Here is a 16,603-nt window from a genome sequence, read left to right as displayed (position 1 = left end):
ATATGAAGAATAAGCAATTGTTATTTTTATTAGCAGCGTTTTTATTAACTATTAATCTGCATTCGCAAAACTTATTTAAGCCGGAGAAGTTGTTTAACTTTGGACCTATTCCTTTGCACAAACCAGTAATCCTTGATAGTCTGAATTTGAATAACACACCATTTTCTGACGAAATGCTGTTATCATATTCAGTTACTTTTCCTGATCATACTCGATTTACTACTATTCTTACACCTGATAGTTCAGGATTTTTTCATTTAAACAAACCAGAAGAGGGAAATGCTTTTCAGCTTTTTTCTATTTTTGTAAATGGGGACAGATATGGTAGAGGCAAGCTTACTGTAACATCACCTAATCCTTTGGAGTTGTGGGTAGATGATGTAAAAAGAGCAACAAAAACACAATTAAATGATAGTTTACACCACTCAGGATCTGTTGACACTTATCTGAACGGATTTGCGAACAACCACCGAGTAATAATTAAAATGTTTGTTTCAGCTGACAATAAAATAAATCCCGCAGTAAAAATTGAACTCAAGCCTGAAGAAGCAGACTCACTTTTAAACTACTCTTTTAGTAACACAAATAAAAGAAGAATAAATATTAAAGATATTTTAGAGGGTAAAAGAGTCAGCAATACATCAATTTCACCAAGTGGAAGATTTGTACTTATAGGTCTGAGAGAAACTCTGCCGGGTGGAAAAAGCGTTGATTTTATTGAGGTATATGATACAAAACAAAAACAGACTATAATTTCAGAAATTGCAAACAGACAGAGTTTACGATGGATGCCTGAATCTGATATTTTATACTATGTTGATGATATAAATGATAAAAGGAATGTATATACACTGAATCCAATTACAAAAGAAACTAATATTCTGGCAGAGGGGCTACCAAAAGAGAGTATTTATATTGCCCCTGATGAGAAATCCCTTTTCTTCTCCACAAAAGAGACTATCTCTGCTTCAAGCCCTGCTGGTTTAAAACGACTCATTGGTATAAATGACAGACAGTCAAGTTACAGAGACCGAAGATTCCTATACAGACACTTCCCGGATAATGGACTGACTCAGCAAATCACTTTTGGCAAGCAGTCTGCATCCCTTAATGATATATCTCTGGATTCGAGATATCTACTATTCTCAACCACAGAGGAAGATCTTTCTGAACGTCCATTCCAAAAGACTTCACTTTACATGCTGGATATGGTTACAATGGTTATTGACACAATCTGGCAAAATGAAACTTACGCTTACTCGGCACAATTCTCTCCTGATGGAAAATATATCCTTATTCAGGGTGCTCCTGAAGCATTTGGAGGCATTGGTCTTAACATAAATCCCGATCAAATTGCCAACAGCTATGATACACAGTCATTTATAATGGATCTGAAAACTAAAGAAGTTGATCCAGTAACTAAAAACTTCGATCCAACTATAACAGCACAAACTTGGAGCCCACAGGATAATTTCATTTATTATAGAGTTGAGGAGGGTGACAGAGTAAACATGTATCGATACTCTTATCGAAATAAAAAGTTCGAAAAACTCCCACTTAAAGAAGATGTAATCCAATCTTTCAATCTAGCAAAAAATGGAGCCTGGGCTACATACACAGGTGTGAGCGTTTCAAACTCAAGCAGGAGTTATCTGTTAAATCTAAAAAATATGGAGTCAACACTGTTATCAGATCCATATGCGGAAAAACTAAGCAGTCTTAATTTGGGAGAGGTAAAGGATTGGAACTTCGAGTCCTCATTCGGTGATGAGATAGAAGGTCGATATTATTTACCCCCAAACTTTGATCCTACAAAAAAATATCCATTGATCGTATACTACTATGCCGGAACAAGTCCCACCTCACGCATATTCGAAAGCACCTATCCACTACATGTTTATGCAGCTCAGGATTATGTAGTTTATACTTTACAGCCTAGTGGAACAACAGGTTACGGTCAAGAATTCTCTGCACGTCACGTAAATGCGTGGGGAGACCAGACTGCAGAAGAGATAATCGAGGGAGTAAAAAAGTTTGTTGCATCACACTCATTTGTGGATAGCACTAAAATTGGCAATATAGGAGCTTCTTATGGAGGGTTTATGACTCAGTACCTTATTACAAAAACCGATCTGTTTACGGCATCCGTTTCACATGCAGGTATAAGCAATATCACAAGTTATTGGGGTGAAGGATACTGGGGATACTCATACAGTGCCGGGGCAAGTGCCGGCAGCTTCCCATGGAATAATCCTGAGCTCTATGTTAAACAGAGCCCTCTATTTTATGCAGATAAAATTAATACTCCATTATTATTACTACATGGGACAGCAGATACAAACGTTCCAATTGGCGAAAGTATACAGATGTATAACGCATTGAAACTACTTAATAAACCGGTAGAATTTATTCAGGTAATTGGAGAAAACCATGCTATATACGATTATGATAAACGGATCGCATGGAACAATGCTATATATGCATGGTTTGCAAAATGGCTAAAAGAAGATTCAAGATGGTGGGATTCAATGTATCCTGTGGAATAGTAATATTTAGAAACTGAGATTTATGGAAGATTTATGTCAGAAAGTAATGAAGATAGCACGTGATGTAGGTAACTATCTTAAAACAGAGCAGCAACTATTCAACAAAAGGGATATTGAACTGAAAGGCAGTCGAAACTACGTAACATATATAGATAAAGAAGCTGAAAACAGGCTGATCGGTCGACTTCAGGAGATACTTCCTGAAAGTGGCTTTCTAGCTGAAGAAGAGACTGTTGAATTCATGGACAAAGAGTATACATGGATTATTGATCCACTTGATGGTACTACTAACTATGTTCATGGAGACACTCCCTACTCAGTAAGTATTGCACTGAAGCATGAAAATAATATTGTACTTGGGGTCGTTTATGATCCTTTAGCAGATCAAATGTTTAGTGCAACATCAAAAGACAATGCTTTTTTAAATGGAAACAAACTGCATATTAGTAGCCACGCTACATTGAAGAATGCATACATCGGCTTCGGAATCCCTTATAAGTTAGATGAACGAGGTGAACAGATACTTAGAAACGCTGCTGATCATTTCCGTAATACAAGCTTTAGAATAAAAGGTTCAGCTGCTTTAGAGATTTGTTATGTTGCAGCAGGAAAAAGCGACACCTACTTCCATTCCGGACTTTCACCATGGGATGTAGCAGCAGGTGCTTTTATCCTGGAGTGTGCTGGTGGCAAGTGCACCGATTTCTCAGGTGGTAACAACTACCTCTTTGGCAGAGAAATGGTAGCTACAAATGGATTCATACACGAAGAGATTATGAAATATATTATCAACAGATAACATATGGACAATCAAACAATTCTAATAGCATTTCTTTTAACGGTATTTGCAGGTCTGTCAACTGGAATCGGCAGTCTTATAGCGTTTATGGCTAAACGTACAAATACTAATTTTCTTAGTTTTGCTTTGGGACTCTCAGCAGGTGTAATGATTTATGTTTCCTTTATGGAGATGTTGCCTCAATCATTACAATATCTGACAGAAAGCTTTGGAGATAAAACCGGTATGCTTTATCTGATACTTGGTTTCTTCGGAGGAATTATATTGATTGCACTTATCGACTTCCTGATACCAGAATCCAGCAATCCTCACGAGATGCATGGTGTAGAGGAGATGAAGAAAAGAAATGGGTTAAAGCAAACAGGTATTATTACAGCTATTACTATTGCAATTCACAATTTCCCAGAAGGAATAGCAACTTTCATGTCAGCACTAACATCACTTGAAATAGCAATACCAATTACAGCTGCAATAGCTATACACAATATTCCCGAAGGAATTGCCGTAGCAGTACCCATTTACCACTCAACAGGCAGTAAAAAGAAGGCTTTTTGGTTATCATTTGCTTCTGGCCTGGCAGAGCCTTTGGGAGCTGTAATAGCATTTTTATTCCTGATTCCATTCTGGAGTACAACATTGAATGCATTTGTACTATCAGCAGTTTCAGGAATTATGGTCTATATTTCACTTGATGAACTCCTGCCGAGTGCGGAAAAATATGGTAAGCATCATCATTCAATTATTGGTTTGGTTATAGGTATGGCTGCAATGGCAATTAGTCTCTATTTGTTCATTTGAATGAATTAAGATATCTTTGTTTTAGATTTTTTAAAATATTTACTCAACACATAATGTGATGAAAACAGACTTAAAACAGATAGGCGAAAGAATCAAAGGTTTGCGTGAAGCATTGGATTATTCTCCTGAAGAGATGGCTGCAAAGCTTGAGGTAGATCTAAATGATTATTTACAATTCGAAGAGGGAGAAAAAGATATATCGGTTTCTTTCCTGCAACGTATAGAAAGGGAGTTTAGTGTAGATATATCTACTTTGATGTTTGGTACAGAACCTCGTATGAACTCATATTTTATCACAAGAAAAGATAAAGGAATGACAGTTGAAAGGGTATCTGCCTATAAATACCAATCGCTCACTTCTGGGTTCACAAATAACATTGCAGAAATTTTCGAAGTTACAGTAGAACCTAAGTCTGCTGATACTGACTTTTATAAAAACATACATGCCGGACAAGAGTTTAATATGGTGCTTGAAGGTAGTATGATGATAAATATCAACGGGAAAAACCTGATTCTGGGAAAAGGAGACAGCATATATTTTGATTCTTCTCTACCACATGGAATGAAAGCACTCAATGACAAACCAGTAAAGTTTCTCGCGGTGATATTATATCCATAACTACATATTATTCATAAGGTTATCATGATAGAAAAATTTTTAAAAAAAACTGAGTTTACATCTCATAAAGATTTTATTGAGAACTACCATATTAATGTTCCAGATAATTTCAATTTTGCATATGATGTAGTAGATGAATGGGCAAAAAAAGATTACAATAAACGAGCCCTATGTTGGGTGGACGATAAAGGAGTTCACAAAGATCTCTCATTCGGTGAAATTAAGGACCTTTCAGACAAAACAGCATCATTTCTCCAGTCTCTTGGCATTAGCAAAGGTGACATGGTTATGCTAATACTTAAACGTAGTATCGAATTCTGGCAAACAATTGTTGCCCTACATAAGATAGGTGCAGTTGCAATCCCGGCAACACACCTGCTTACTGACAAAGATATCGTATATCGTAATAATGCAGCTGGAGTTAAAGCAATTATTGCAACAGAGGATGATAATCTTATTGAACATGTGAATCAGGCAATGAAAGATTCACCAACTGTAAAACAACGTGTAAAGATAGGAAAATCAAATTCAGAGGGATGGGTTGATTTCCACAAAGGTGTTGAAGAAGCCAAACCATTTAACAGGCCCGATCAAGTCAATAGTAATGAAGACATAATGATCCTTTATTTTACATCGGGTACTACAGGCCAGCCTAAAATGGTGGTACACGACTTTACATATCCATTGGGACACATCACAACTGCCAAATACTGGCACAATCTCAATGAGAAAAGTATTCACCTTACAGTCGCAGACACTGGCTGGGCTAAGGCTGTATGGGGTAAATTATATGGACAGTGGATTGTAGGTGCATGTGTTTTTGTTTACGATTTCGACGGGCGTTTCATCCCTGAGGATATGCTTAATATTATATCAACTTATAAGGTAACATCATTTTGTGCACCTCCCACTATTTATCGATTCCTTATAAGGGAAGATCTAAGCAAATATGATCTATCAGCACTGGAATATTGTACAACTGCAGGTGAGGCACTCAATCCATCTGTATTCAAGACATTTTACGATCAGACAGGAATTAAAATGATGGAGGCATTTGGTCAGACCGAAACTGCTCCAACTATAATAACATTCCCATGGATAGAACCAAAACCGGGATCCATGGGTGTACCAAACCCCCTCTATAAGATGGATCTGCTCACCCACGACGGTCGCTCTGCCGAAGATGGTGAACAGGGTGAAATAGTATTTTATACAGAGAATAATCGACCATTATCACTTTTCAAAGGTTATTACAAAGATGAGGAATTAACAAATCAGGTTTATGCAGATGATGTATATCATACCGGAGATATGGCCTGGCGTGATGAAGATGGGTTCTATTGGTTCGTGGGACGTACTGATGATGTTATCAAGAGTTCCGGATACCGTATTGGACCATTTGAAGTAGAAAGTGCAGTTATGACTCACCCTGCTGTAGTGGAGTGTGCCATAACAGGTGTTCCTGATGAAATCAGAGGGCAGGTTATCAAAGCAACTATTGTACTATCTTCTGAGTATAAATCAATGGCTGGAGAAGATTTGGCCAAAGAGATTCAGGATCATGTAAAGAATGTTACAGCTCCATATAAATATCCGCGTGTTGTAGAGTTTGTTGATGAACTTCCTAAAACTATCAGCGGTAAAATCAGAAGAGTGGAGATAAGAAGCAAGGATAAATAAATAAATTAATTAATTCAAACAGAAAACAAATTTATGAAAAAAGCATATGTATTTCCAGGCCAGGGAGCTCAGTTCGTTGGAATGGGCAAAGATTTATATGAATCATCTCCACTTGCTAAAGAGATGTTCGACAATGCAAATGAAATATTAGGATTCAATATAACTGAATTGATGTTTTCAGGTACTGATGAGGACCTGAAACAGACTAAAGTCACACAGCCAGCTATATTTCTTCACTCAGTTATTCTGGCTAAAACCCTGGGTGATGAATTCAAACCTGATATGACTGCAGGTCATTCTCTTGGAGAATTTTCAGCTCTCGTAGCTGCAGGAGCCCTTTCATTTGAAGATGGATTAAAACTAGTTTATGCACGAGCACTTGCCATGCAGAAAGCTTGTGAAGCCAATCCCTCAACTATGGCTGCTATTCTGACCCTTCCTGATGAAAAAGTTGAGGAGATATGTAAGTCTATTGATGATGTAGTAGTACCGGCAAACTATAATTGCCCGGGACAAATAGTTATCTCAGGTACTATGAATGGAATAGAGAGAGCATGTGAACTTATGAAAGAAGCAGGTGCAAAAAGAGCATTGCCTCTTAAAGTGGGTGGAGCGTTCCACTCACCATTAATGGAATCGGCACGAGTAGAACTTTCAGAAGCTATAGAATCAACTAGCTTCTCCAAACCAATATGTCTTGTTTATCAAAATGTAACAACAGTTGGAGAATCTGATCCGGAGGTAATCAAGAAAAATCTTATTGCACAGCTAACTTCTCCTGTAAAATGGACTCAATCTGTACAAAACATGATTGCTGATGGTGCAACTGATTTTGTAGAATTGGGGCCTGGTAGTGTACTTCAGGGTCTTATTTCAAAAATTGACAAAAGTGTAACAGTTTCAGGAAAACAGTAAATCTACTATTTTCCTGTTATGGTTATTAGTCTGGCATTTAAGCTTTGTTAGCAACGTTTATTTGTTAAAAAGAATATTAGAAAATACATTTGTTTAAACGATTGCAACTAAAAAATATTTATAATGAAAAAATCAGTATTCATTCTCGCAATTTTATCTTGCATAATTCTTTCAGCACAAGCTCAGGAAGATTTTTTTGATGCTCCTGATTTCAGACAGATAGAACGCAACACAAAGGAACCTACCTCATCACTCTATTATCCCAATCTGATGAAAAGGTATTTGGCCGGAGATCCTAAACTAACACTTAATGAAGGGAGGCATCTATATTTCGGTTATGTATTCCAGCAAGGATATGAACCAACAGATACCTCTTCGTACAACAATCTGCTTGCCAAAACTCTAGCCAAAGGAGTTTTCACACCTGCAGACTATAACGATATTATTCAATACTCCAGTGCACTTCTTCTTGAAGACCCATTTAATCTGAGAGCTTTGAATGCCAAGCTATTGGTCCTTGCTCAGCAAAACGATACAGAAGAGTATAAAAAAGTGGCACAACAGCGTAAAATTGTTCAGGATGCTATTGTTAGTACAGGGGACGGTATGTCAGACGACACACCTTTTTATGTAATTAAGGTAGCGCATGAATATGATATTCTTCCTTTTCTTGGATACACTTACGGTGGAGAAGACAAAATAATCAGAGGTAAAAAAGTAAATTATCTCACCCTAGGTCAGAATCGTTTTGGGGTAGATCGTGTCTACTTTAATATTTCTCCTGTGATTGATTATATAAGTTCACACGGAGGAGGAAAAATGTAATTACATACTATATAAAAAATATAAAGCCCGCTTAATTAAACAATTAGCGGGTTTTTTTCAGAACCATTTCTTCCATTTAAAATACAATAGCATAGTGGCAGCAATTAGTATCATAACTCCCCAAATAATAAAGTAGCCATTTGGCATATGCAGTTCAGGCATGTTTTCAAAATTCATGCCATACACACCAACGATAAATGAAAGAGGTATGAACACAACTGAAAAAATTGTCAACAGCGCCATAATATCATTCAGTCTGGTACTCATAGAAGAGTGATACAGATTCAACCCATCATACAAAACCCCATGATAATAGTCAAGCAGTTCTACAGCCTGGTTTATATTATCATGTAGCTCCTTAAAGTGTTTATAATTTCTCTTAGCAATAACATCGCTTTCCATTCTTACAAGAATAGAAATCATTTCCTTTGCAGGTTTAATATAACGTCCAAGATCACTGAGCTGACGTTTGAAAAGGTTTAAAATTTTAAGGGTTTCCCTATTTGGATTTAGCACCATCTTATTATCCTCATCTTCAATCTTTTCACCGAGCACACCTAAAATAAAAATATAATTATCAATCACTACATCCAATAGGGAGAATGCAAGATAGTCAGTCCCAAGTTCCCTGAATCTATTAGCATGCTTTATAAGTCGTTCCTTAACTGGATTAAAAAGACAATTAGGTTCTTCCTGGAAGGTAATAATCCAATTATCTATCAAAATAATACTAAAATTGTCTATAGAAACTTGATTTAATGATTCATCAAACTGCATCATTTTAATTGATAAGAAAAGCCCATTGTCAAATTCTTCTATCTGTGGTCGAGTTCCTGGCTCCATAACATCTGACAAAATCTCTGATGGGATTTGTAATCTTTTTGCCAGATCACTCATTAGCATTTCATTATGCAAACCATCAATATTCATCCAGATATGTTTATCATGATATTTCTCTAGTTCATCAACCGAATGAACTTCTTTTTCCATTACTTCTTCAGCATCAATATTGAATAGAGTCATCTGTACTTCTTGAGATCGATGCTGACCTCTAAATTTCAATTCATATGGTGATAAACCAATATCTTCCTGGCGCTTCAATGGTATTCTGTTCATAATTATGTATTTACAAAACAACAACAAAAAATATTAATGCAATATACTATTTTTTTGTAACCAAAAGAAAATAGCCACAGTCATATTTTCGAATTAAATAAAAAAATTATGACTACTCAAAAAATTCTATTTTCATTAGTTTTATGTGGTTTAATATCACCACTTTTTGCACAGATTAAAGGTGTTGTTTCTGACTCAGAGAGTAATCCAATTGAATTTGCTAATGTAGCTGTCTACTCTCTTCCCGACTCTACCTTGATTGCCGGAACCACTACAGATGAAACCGGTTATTTTTTATTAGAAGAAACAAGCAGTTCTAATAAACTTTTAAGAGTCTCCTTCATTGGTTATGAAACACAAACTTTGCTTGCACAACCTGAACATGAGATAATACTTAAATCGGATGCTACAATGCTCAATGAGGTTGTTGTAAATGGTGATATTCCAAGAATCAGACTACGGGATGATGCAGTTGTTGCAACAGTAGAGAACACTGTTTTAAGTAAAGCCGGAACAGCAAATGATGTTCTTAAAAGACTTCCTGCAATTACCGGTGATGATGGGGATTTCTCAATATTTGGAAAGGGCAAGGCAAAGATTTATGTCAACAACAGGGAGTTGCGCGATCCTTCGGAACTTGATTTGATAGCCTCTTCAGATATAAGAGAAGTAGAAATAATTCACAATCCCGGTGCCGGCTATGATGCTTCTGTAAAAGCAATTATTCGCATTCATACAATTAAAAAAGTTGGCGATGGATTTAGTTTCGATGTAAGATCAACCAGTCTTATAAATAAGCATACAGATTTAAGAGAACAGCTTAATATGAACTATCGTTACAAAGGGTTGGATATTTTTGCTACAGCTAAATATGAAAGATATAATTATGTTCAAAACAGTGTTTTAACCCAGAAAGCATTTGTTGATACACTCTGGACTCAGACAAACAGCCTGGATGTGGAAGGTATTGCAGATCCTTTGACTATTATAGGGGGTATAAACTATGAGATCAATCCCAATCATTATGTAGGAGTTAAACATACAATGTCTCTGTCTCCGGGAAGAAACGAAGAATCAATAATCACTAAAAGTGATGTTTATGCAAATAATGAATTCTTCGACAGATGGGTTAGTGTAAATAATGTGAAAAGTGACAGTGAGCCAAAACATCGATTAAACGCATATTACAATGGTACAATTGGTAATCTGAAAATCGACTTCAACAGCGACTTCTATAGAAGTAGTCAGTTTAGTGAAATAAATATCACTGAAAGTAGTCAGGAATTTGATGACCGTATAGTCAAATCTTCTAATAGGATTGAGAATCGATTATTTGCTACAAGACTGGTTTTATCTTACCCCCTGTTTGGAGGAAATTTCTCAGCAGGAAATGAATATACCCGTACACACAGGAATGATGATTATATGACAGATATAGATGTCATACCTTCTTCCAACACTTCAATTCACGACCAAAACAATAGTTTCTTTGCAGAATATTCAAGAAATACTCCAATAGGGAAGCTTAGCGCTGGCATAAGGTATGAAGATGTTAATTTCGATTACTTTAACGGAGATATAAAAATAGATGATCAGAGCAGAAAATATAACAGTTGGTTTCCCAATTTCTCATATTCAAATGCTTTTGGAGATGTACAGATGCAACTCAGTTATAATGTAAAAACAGTTCGCCCTTCATATTGGCAACTTGGAAGCAACACATTATATGGTAATCGTTTTACATTACAGAGAGGAAATCCATTTCTTAGACCTTCAACTGTTCGTGATGCATCATTAATGACTTCTTGGAGATTCCTTCAGTTTATGCTAAGCTACAAACAGGAAAAAGATGCTATAATACAATGGGCTGAACAACATGCAGATAATCCGGCTGTAGCAATTTTGTCTAACAAAAATATTGATAAACTTCCCAGCATGACAGCATTCATAACTGCATCTCCTAAGTTTGGCATTTGGTCTCCAATTGCAAGTGTAGGGTTGATAAAACAATGGTTTTCAGTTACAAGCAACGACATAAACGTGAATTTGAATAAACCAATGATGATCGCCTCACTGAACAACTCATTCACACTTCCAAAAGGATTTTTAGTAACTCTTGATGCCAATTATCAGGGAATAGGATCAACTCAGAATGTGGAACTAACTAAAGATAAATATGTAGTTAATCTTGGAGTAACAAAATCATTCCTGAATGATAAGCTATCAGTTACTCTAAAAGGACACGACATATTCCATGGAGAGAAAACCGGAATCACTGCTTATAATAATAAACTTCACATTTCTCAGGATAACATATGGGACACGCGCGAGTTCGAAATAACAGTAAGATACAAGTTCAACACTAATGGCAGCAGATATAAAGGTACAGGAGCTGGACAGAACGAATTCAACAGGTTGTAAAAAAAATAAAGGAACTCTTCTTAATTTCAAAAGTTTAAAAATGGGAGCTTGAAAAAAGCCCCCGTTTTTTCTTTTAATTCATACTTTTAAGCATTCAATTCCGAAATTATTCGAATATTTGCGGAATTAATTTCTAATAATACAGAATATATTTGGCTTAACGGTGATAAACTTGACGTGCAAAAGCTTTTTGAAAATATATCATCAACTCGTCTGAAATATATTTTTAAATAATTATTCCTAACATATTAATTGATTACTCAGTATGAAAAAAGCAATTAAAATTACTGGAATCACATTATTGTCAATCATAACATTTTTATTAATCGGTTTGATTGCTTTAGCGTTAAACAGTCCGGGCGTGTTAGAACCATTAAGAGATATAGAAGAAAAAGAGATAATAGGCTCACTATCTGAGAAAAACTTTACTGAGATTGGTGGTATGCAGCAGGGATTTTTTATTCGTTCTGAAAATCCCGAGAATCCGGTTATCCTGTTCCTGCACGGTGGACCCGGTAGTCCCGAGTTGCCAATAATAATTCCTTTTGAAAAATCAGAGCGTTTGGAGAAGTACTTTACAATGTGTTATTGGGATCAACGTGGTGCAGGTATGAGTTTCAGCAAATCCATCGACCCTGCAACAATGACAGTTGATCAAATGGTTGAAGATACACAACAAATTACTAAATATCTGCAGCAACGTTTTAATCAGGATAAGTTTGTTTCACTCGGTATGTAATCTGAGTTAAAGTTTAGATATATTTTACCTGAATCGACATTTATAGTACCCTCAATTTTGAAATTAGAATTCTGTCGTTTTATCTCAAAAGAATTAATCAGACAGCAAAACAGGATGAGAAACAGTGTGGTATATGTTTTCATTATTCAACATTTATTTAAATAATAATATTAAGAAATAAAAGGTATATTGTGTTTCATAATATTCATTTTAAAACATTTAGTTGTTTTGTCAAATATAGAGACTTTATTTGGAACAAGTGCTATCAAAAATTTATATTCTCTATCCATTCTTAACTAATTAATCTAACGGTAAAATTAGTAAACACATCACTTATTTTTCATAAGTAAAAGATATAGATGGCAGTATCGGAATCAGTTGGAATGCTTTGTATCCATCTTCTGTCAGGTAGATTGAATATGGGTTTTTATGAGCTGTCATATTCAGTATAGAAAACTGCCACGTTCTAATTCCCTTCTTGGTTTTCTTTTCCATTGTAAAATTCACATCCCAACGGAAATAATTGTTTAAACGTGTATTAGGCTCAAATGGCACATAATATAAATCTTCTGAATCGAAATATGGATAACCGCTCGGATCAGAAGGTAGACCCATATTTGGATATTTTATAGTGGGAACGAAGTAGGGCAATCCGCTTTTAATTTGAATATTTGTTGATAAAGAATTTTTCCTGCGCTCCGTTGAAAGTAAATCATAGTTTATAGATAATGATAAGGCATGTGGCGTGTCATATTTAAACGGGTATGTTTTATTATTAAAAGTTCTAGTAGTCTTACTCAGTGAATATGCAGCCATAAAACTCCAATTAGCTGGTGTATAGTCGATCATTAACTCTACTCCTTTAGCACTTCCGGTACCAAGGTTAAAGCTTTCAATATTTTCTAAGTAGGCATCAATATTTTCAATTAGCACCAGATTTTTAAATTTCTTCGAGAAAGCTTCTAAAGAAACTGATAAATTATGTTCGTAGAACAGTTTTTTATACCCCAAGGATAGTTGGTTTGCTATAGGTAACTTATCTTTAAAGGGAATCCAAAAGTCGAACAGGCTATTATAATTCATTTCGTTAACTGATATAGTTGGCTGAGTTGTTCTGTCATAAGAAAGCATTATCATTTCACCATCTCTGAAGTTATTTTCTATTTTCAAACGTGGTTCAAGCGCAAAATGAAAGTTATGGGTTTTGTAAATCGACGACCTCAAGCCTGCACTTATTTTCCACTTATCGTATAAATAAATAGCTGTCAAATACATAGAGTATGATTGAAGCGACAATTTATTTATATTAAAATAATTTGTCACACCATCTCTTTCCTTTAGAATATAATTTGGTTTAAATAATTGGTAAGCCCCATGTATCCCGGTTTTAAAGGTTAAATGCCGATTTGTAGTGATCTCAAAGTCAGATTTGCCACCAATATTTATTAAATCAGATAACACCCCATTTTTTATATTTCCGGTTATGTTTGGATCTTCCATTTTAAAATGTTGGATATCCATATTACCCAGTGAGGTTATGTAAAATGAGTTGTTCAATAATATATTTTTTCCTACAATAGATTCTGACTGAAGAGAGAAAAGATTATTCTTCCATCCCAATTTATCCTTAAAAGTATATACGAATTCATTTTCTTCTTCCCTATTCTGAACCTTGGAGTGATTATAAAAATAATCTAACCCTGTATAATAAATCATCGAAAGTCTATTTTGACTATTTACCCGTAAGGTAATTTTTGCGTTAACATCATAAAAGTTTATTAAGGGTGCACCTGTTTGCACCTCTCCCTTTATATAAGATATACCATCAAAAACAAGATCTAAGAACGACTTTCTAACAGAGAACAGATACGATAACTTATTCTTGACAATTGGACCGTTAGCTGAGATAGATCCTGCCAGAGGACTAATTGACAGAGACCCTGAATGCTCTGTCATGTTACCGTTTTTTAATCTTATGGAAGCCCCTCCGGAGAGATGGTTTCCATGAATAGCTGGTATTCCTGATTTATAGACTTCAGCTTGTCTGATTATATCGCTATTAAAGATGGAGAACAAACCAAAAGCATGGTTTTGCAAGTATACCGGCACATTATCTATAAGAAATAACGTCTGGTCGTTGGTCCCGCCTCTTATGTTTAATTGTGAGGACCCTTCCATGCCCGATGATATACCCGGCAGAAGTTGCATTGACTTCACAATATCCCTCTCACCAAGAAAGAGTGGAGTCTTTCTGAGTTGTGAAACATCAATAACAAAATTACCGAGCCCCCTATGAATTAGAGACTGTTTCTTATTTGTTACTACCACCTCTTCTAATAAATAAGATGTCGGGACTAGCTCAAATTCAATAAATATGTTGTTACGACCTATTATAGTTGTGTCGATAGGAGTATATCCCAAACAAGTGATTTCAATTCGGTTTGAGCCTTCTTTAAGTAAACCGGAAAAAAAACCTTTATCATTAGATACTACATACACTTCTCCTATTTTGATAACTGCATCCGAGATGACATCTTTCGAAACCAAATTTTTTACATACCCCGAGAAGTAATAGTCCTCTTGCGCATGAAGTAGCGTAAATGAGCAAAGAAAAAGTAAGATGTTCAACGGTTTATTGTGTAATTGGAAAATCATAATAACGTTCTGTGTATCCGGCGAATATTCCATGTCCGTTAACTATATTGCTATAGATCGTTTTTGGCTGATAAAAAAAGGCAGAAAATTCATTTCCCAAATTTCCTGAAAAGAATTGATACGAACTGCGGTTATATTGGTCGTAGTCTATACTCCCACTTAAAACAGAAATACGTATGCATTGAACATCCTTAAGTATTAGTGATCTGTTTAACAATGGTCTGAATACTATTGTATCCACATTGTGTATATTAACCTTATTCACCCGGATAAATCCGTTATAATAGATGTTTCCCAGGTCTGGTGAAATGACATAGCTGACTGTCTCTTTATTGATCTCATCCAGTAAACTACTCTTGGAATATAACTCCTGAAACTGAATCACCGAATCTTTCGTAAAAACCAGAGAAGCGGTGATCCAAACGGGTGATGGGATTTCTGAGAAAAGAGACGTAATAATATACATGCCATTCTCTCGTGTCACATCACTTGTAACCTTGTGAGGAACAGTTGTCGATGCAGCATAAGCCACGGAGTCATAATCCACTTTAACTCTGTACGTCATACCCTCCTTTGGTTTATGGTCTATGATTAGTATAGAGTCACAATCCCCCTCGTAAATAATGTCATTATCTTCATATAAAGTCAAAAACGCACCTTTCAAGCCAGTGTATTCAAATCTGTTTTTGACTGGCAGTATACGGTATAATTCAATCTTTAAATCATTTTTCGGGGATAGATATGAATTTATAATAACTATGCCTTGATACTGGTTATACTTAATATCAGGTTGATAATCATATTCACATGATGTTATCAAAATAGAGATTAATAAGACAAGAATATAAATACAACTTTTCATTTAACAACTCCAAATGGTATAAAGAGAGACAGGCTGATCACACTATGGTGCGCTGAGTCAATAATGCTGTTTTTCAGAAGATTAAAAGTCCCTAATTTATACGACAATCTTATGTCAGCATATTTTGTTTCCACCTCCGTTTGCAAAAGTAGTGGGATGTCGATTATAGGTGAAACTTCGTTATCATCCCATAATGTCATCTTCATATGCCATGTAGGCGCTGCACCCACTCCAACCTTAATATGATCAGTTATACGATACTTTATCACTTCTTCAAGTGCAAGGTAGTGAGTTTTAAAATTATAATTATTCACCGATGGGTCATCACCTACAACTCCATATCCGGAGGTTTTCACTGCTTTTTGCTGGCTATAAATGAGAGATGACCCCAACTCTAATCTATTATTAAATGAGTGGTTATATCCATACCCTACTAAAAAGTTGAAAGAGTATTGCTTATTAAATTTTATGTCGGACATTGAAGCAATTTTTGTTTTGAAATCTCCGTAAGTTGTCCCAACAATTATTCCGTGTGATTGAGCGTTAAGGGCATGACAGGCAAGAGTAAAAAGAAATGCTGATATAATAAATTTGTATTTGTTCATATTAAATAGTGGTTTTTTGTATT

Annotated in this window: 13 protein-coding genes; 9 read left to right on the top strand and 4 right to left on the bottom strand. The window is 35.6% G+C overall.

The genetic code is table 11. From position 1 onward, the window contains the following. Positions 1 to 2: 2 nt before the first annotated feature. The 7 genes from BN1354_RS02985 (at position 3) to BN1354_RS02955 (ending at position 8,182) form a co-directional block, all read left to right on the top strand. Positions 3 to 2,546: a S9 family peptidase gene (locus BN1354_RS02985; protein ID WP_053826205.1), complete on the top strand. Its 2,544-nt coding sequence runs from the start codon at positions 3 to 5 to the stop codon at positions 2,544 to 2,546. A 22-nt stretch (positions 2,547 to 2,568) separates the two neighbouring features. Next, positions 2,569 to 3,345, top strand: a complete 777-nt coding sequence (locus tag BN1354_RS11970) for an inositol monophosphatase family protein (RefSeq protein WP_045089780.1) — start codon at positions 2,569 to 2,571, stop codon at positions 3,343 to 3,345. 3 nt (positions 3,346 to 3,348) lie between these two features. Continuing rightward, positions 3,349 to 4,143: a zinc transporter ZupT gene (gene zupT / locus BN1354_RS11965; RefSeq protein WP_045089781.1), complete on the top strand. Its 795-nt coding sequence runs from the start codon at positions 3,349 to 3,351 to the stop codon at positions 4,141 to 4,143. A gap of 58 nt (positions 4,144 to 4,201) precedes the next feature. Continuing rightward, the gene (locus BN1354_RS02970) at positions 4,202 to 4,762 is read left to right on the top strand and encodes a helix-turn-helix domain-containing protein (RefSeq protein ID WP_045089782.1); all 561 of its coding nucleotides are present in this window, start codon (positions 4,202 to 4,204) and stop codon (positions 4,760 to 4,762) included. A 24-nt stretch (positions 4,763 to 4,786) separates the two neighbouring features. Then, positions 4,787 to 6,442, top strand: coding sequence for an AMP-binding protein (locus BN1354_RS02965; protein WP_045089783.1), 1,656 nt, complete (start codon positions 4,787 to 4,789; stop codon positions 6,440 to 6,442). 33 nt (positions 6,443 to 6,475) lie between these two features. Then, positions 6,476 to 7,357 carry an ACP S-malonyltransferase gene (gene fabD / locus BN1354_RS02960; protein WP_053826203.1) on the top strand — a complete coding sequence of 294 codons (882 nt, stop codon included), beginning with the start codon at positions 6,476 to 6,478 and terminating at the stop codon, positions 7,355 to 7,357. A gap of 123 nt (positions 7,358 to 7,480) precedes the next feature. Beyond that, positions 7,481 to 8,182, top strand: a complete 702-nt coding sequence (locus BN1354_RS02955) for a DUF4919 domain-containing protein (protein WP_053826202.1) — start codon at positions 7,481 to 7,483, stop codon at positions 8,180 to 8,182. A gap of 57 nt (positions 8,183 to 8,239) precedes the next feature. Here the strand turns inward: BN1354_RS02955 and corA are convergent, their stop codons facing one another. Next, positions 8,240 to 9,298 (bottom strand): magnesium/cobalt transporter CorA, encoded by a 1,059-nt coding sequence (corA, locus tag BN1354_RS02950; protein ID WP_045089785.1) that lies wholly within the window; start codon positions 9,296 to 9,298, stop codon positions 8,240 to 8,242. A gap of 108 nt (positions 9,299 to 9,406) precedes the next feature. Here corA and BN1354_RS02945 point away from each other — a divergent pair, with 108 nt between their 5' ends. Together BN1354_RS02945 and BN1354_RS02940 are read left to right on the top strand one after the other, a co-directional pair. Further along, entirely contained in the window at positions 9,407 to 11,719 is a 2,313-nt protein-coding gene (locus BN1354_RS02945; RefSeq protein WP_053826201.1) for an outer membrane beta-barrel protein, read from the top strand. A 265-nt stretch (positions 11,720 to 11,984) separates the two neighbouring features. Further along, positions 11,985 to 12,458 (top strand): alpha/beta fold hydrolase, encoded by a 474-nt coding sequence (locus BN1354_RS02940; protein ID WP_052673165.1) that lies wholly within the window; start codon positions 11,985 to 11,987, stop codon positions 12,456 to 12,458. A gap of 333 nt (positions 12,459 to 12,791) precedes the next feature. On the opposite strand, the gene BN1354_RS02935 is transcribed toward BN1354_RS02940, so the two are convergent. From BN1354_RS02935 to BN1354_RS02925, 3 genes are read right to left on the bottom strand one after another with little or no spacing between them, the layout of a single operon-like run. Next, complete coding sequence (locus BN1354_RS02935) at positions 12,792 to 15,113, bottom strand: TonB-dependent receptor (protein ID WP_053826200.1); 2,322 nt, start codon at positions 15,111 to 15,113, stop codon at positions 12,792 to 12,794. Next, entirely contained in the window at positions 15,091 to 15,975 is an 885-nt protein-coding gene (locus tag BN1354_RS02930; protein WP_053826199.1) for a DUF4249 family protein, read from the bottom strand. Before BN1354_RS02930 ends, BN1354_RS02935 begins: the two co-directional genes overlap by 23 nt. After that, positions 15,972 to 16,580 carry an outer membrane beta-barrel protein gene (locus BN1354_RS02925; RefSeq protein WP_053826198.1) on the bottom strand — a complete coding sequence of 203 codons (609 nt, stop codon included), beginning with the start codon at positions 16,578 to 16,580 and terminating at the stop codon, positions 15,972 to 15,974. Before BN1354_RS02925 ends, BN1354_RS02930 begins: the two co-directional genes overlap by 4 nt. Positions 16,581 to 16,603: the final 23 nt, after the last annotated feature.

The organism is Lascolabacillus massiliensis, assembly GCF_001282625.1.
Lineage (GTDB): Bacteria > Bacteroidota > Bacteroidia > Bacteroidales > Dysgonomonadaceae > Proteiniphilum > Proteiniphilum massiliensis.
The sequence above is the reverse complement of the archived record's forward strand: the minus strand, read 5'-3'. Positions and strand labels throughout refer to the sequence as shown.

Bases quoted from the DNA above. Each gene is read 5' to 3' on its own strand.
- BN1354_RS02930 (WP_053826199.1), bottom strand. From the start codon at position 15,975: ATGAAAAGTTGTATTTATATTCTTGTCTTATTAATCTCTATTTTGATA.
- BN1354_RS02985 (WP_053826205.1), top strand. From the start codon at position 3: ATGAAGAATAAGCAATTGTTATTTTTATTAGCAGCGTTTTTATTAACT.
- corA (WP_045089785.1), bottom strand. From the start codon at position 9,298: ATGAACAGAATACCATTGAAGCGCCAGGAAGATATTGGTTTATCACCA.
- BN1354_RS02965 (WP_045089783.1), top strand. From the start codon at position 4,787: ATGATAGAAAAATTTTTAAAAAAAACTGAGTTTACATCTCATAAAGAT.
- fabD (WP_053826203.1), top strand. From the start codon at position 6,476: ATGAAAAAAGCATATGTATTTCCAGGCCAGGGAGCTCAGTTCGTTGGA.
- BN1354_RS02955 (WP_053826202.1), top strand. From the start codon at position 7,481: ATGAAAAAATCAGTATTCATTCTCGCAATTTTATCTTGCATAATTCTT.
- BN1354_RS02935 (WP_053826200.1), bottom strand. From the start codon at position 15,113: ATGATTTTCCAATTACACAATAAACCGTTGAACATCTTACTTTTTCTT.
- BN1354_RS02970 (WP_045089782.1), top strand. From the start codon at position 4,202: ATGAAAACAGACTTAAAACAGATAGGCGAAAGAATCAAAGGTTTGCGT.
- zupT (WP_045089781.1), top strand. From the start codon at position 3,349: ATGGACAATCAAACAATTCTAATAGCATTTCTTTTAACGGTATTTGCA.
- BN1354_RS02945 (WP_053826201.1), top strand. From the start codon at position 9,407: ATGACTACTCAAAAAATTCTATTTTCATTAGTTTTATGTGGTTTAATA.
- BN1354_RS02925 (WP_053826198.1), bottom strand. From the start codon at position 16,580: ATGAACAAATACAAATTTATTATATCAGCATTTCTTTTTACTCTTGCC.
- BN1354_RS02940 (WP_052673165.1), top strand. From the start codon at position 11,985: ATGAAAAAAGCAATTAAAATTACTGGAATCACATTATTGTCAATCATA.
- BN1354_RS11970 (WP_045089780.1), top strand. From the start codon at position 2,569: ATGGAAGATTTATGTCAGAAAGTAATGAAGATAGCACGTGATGTAGGT.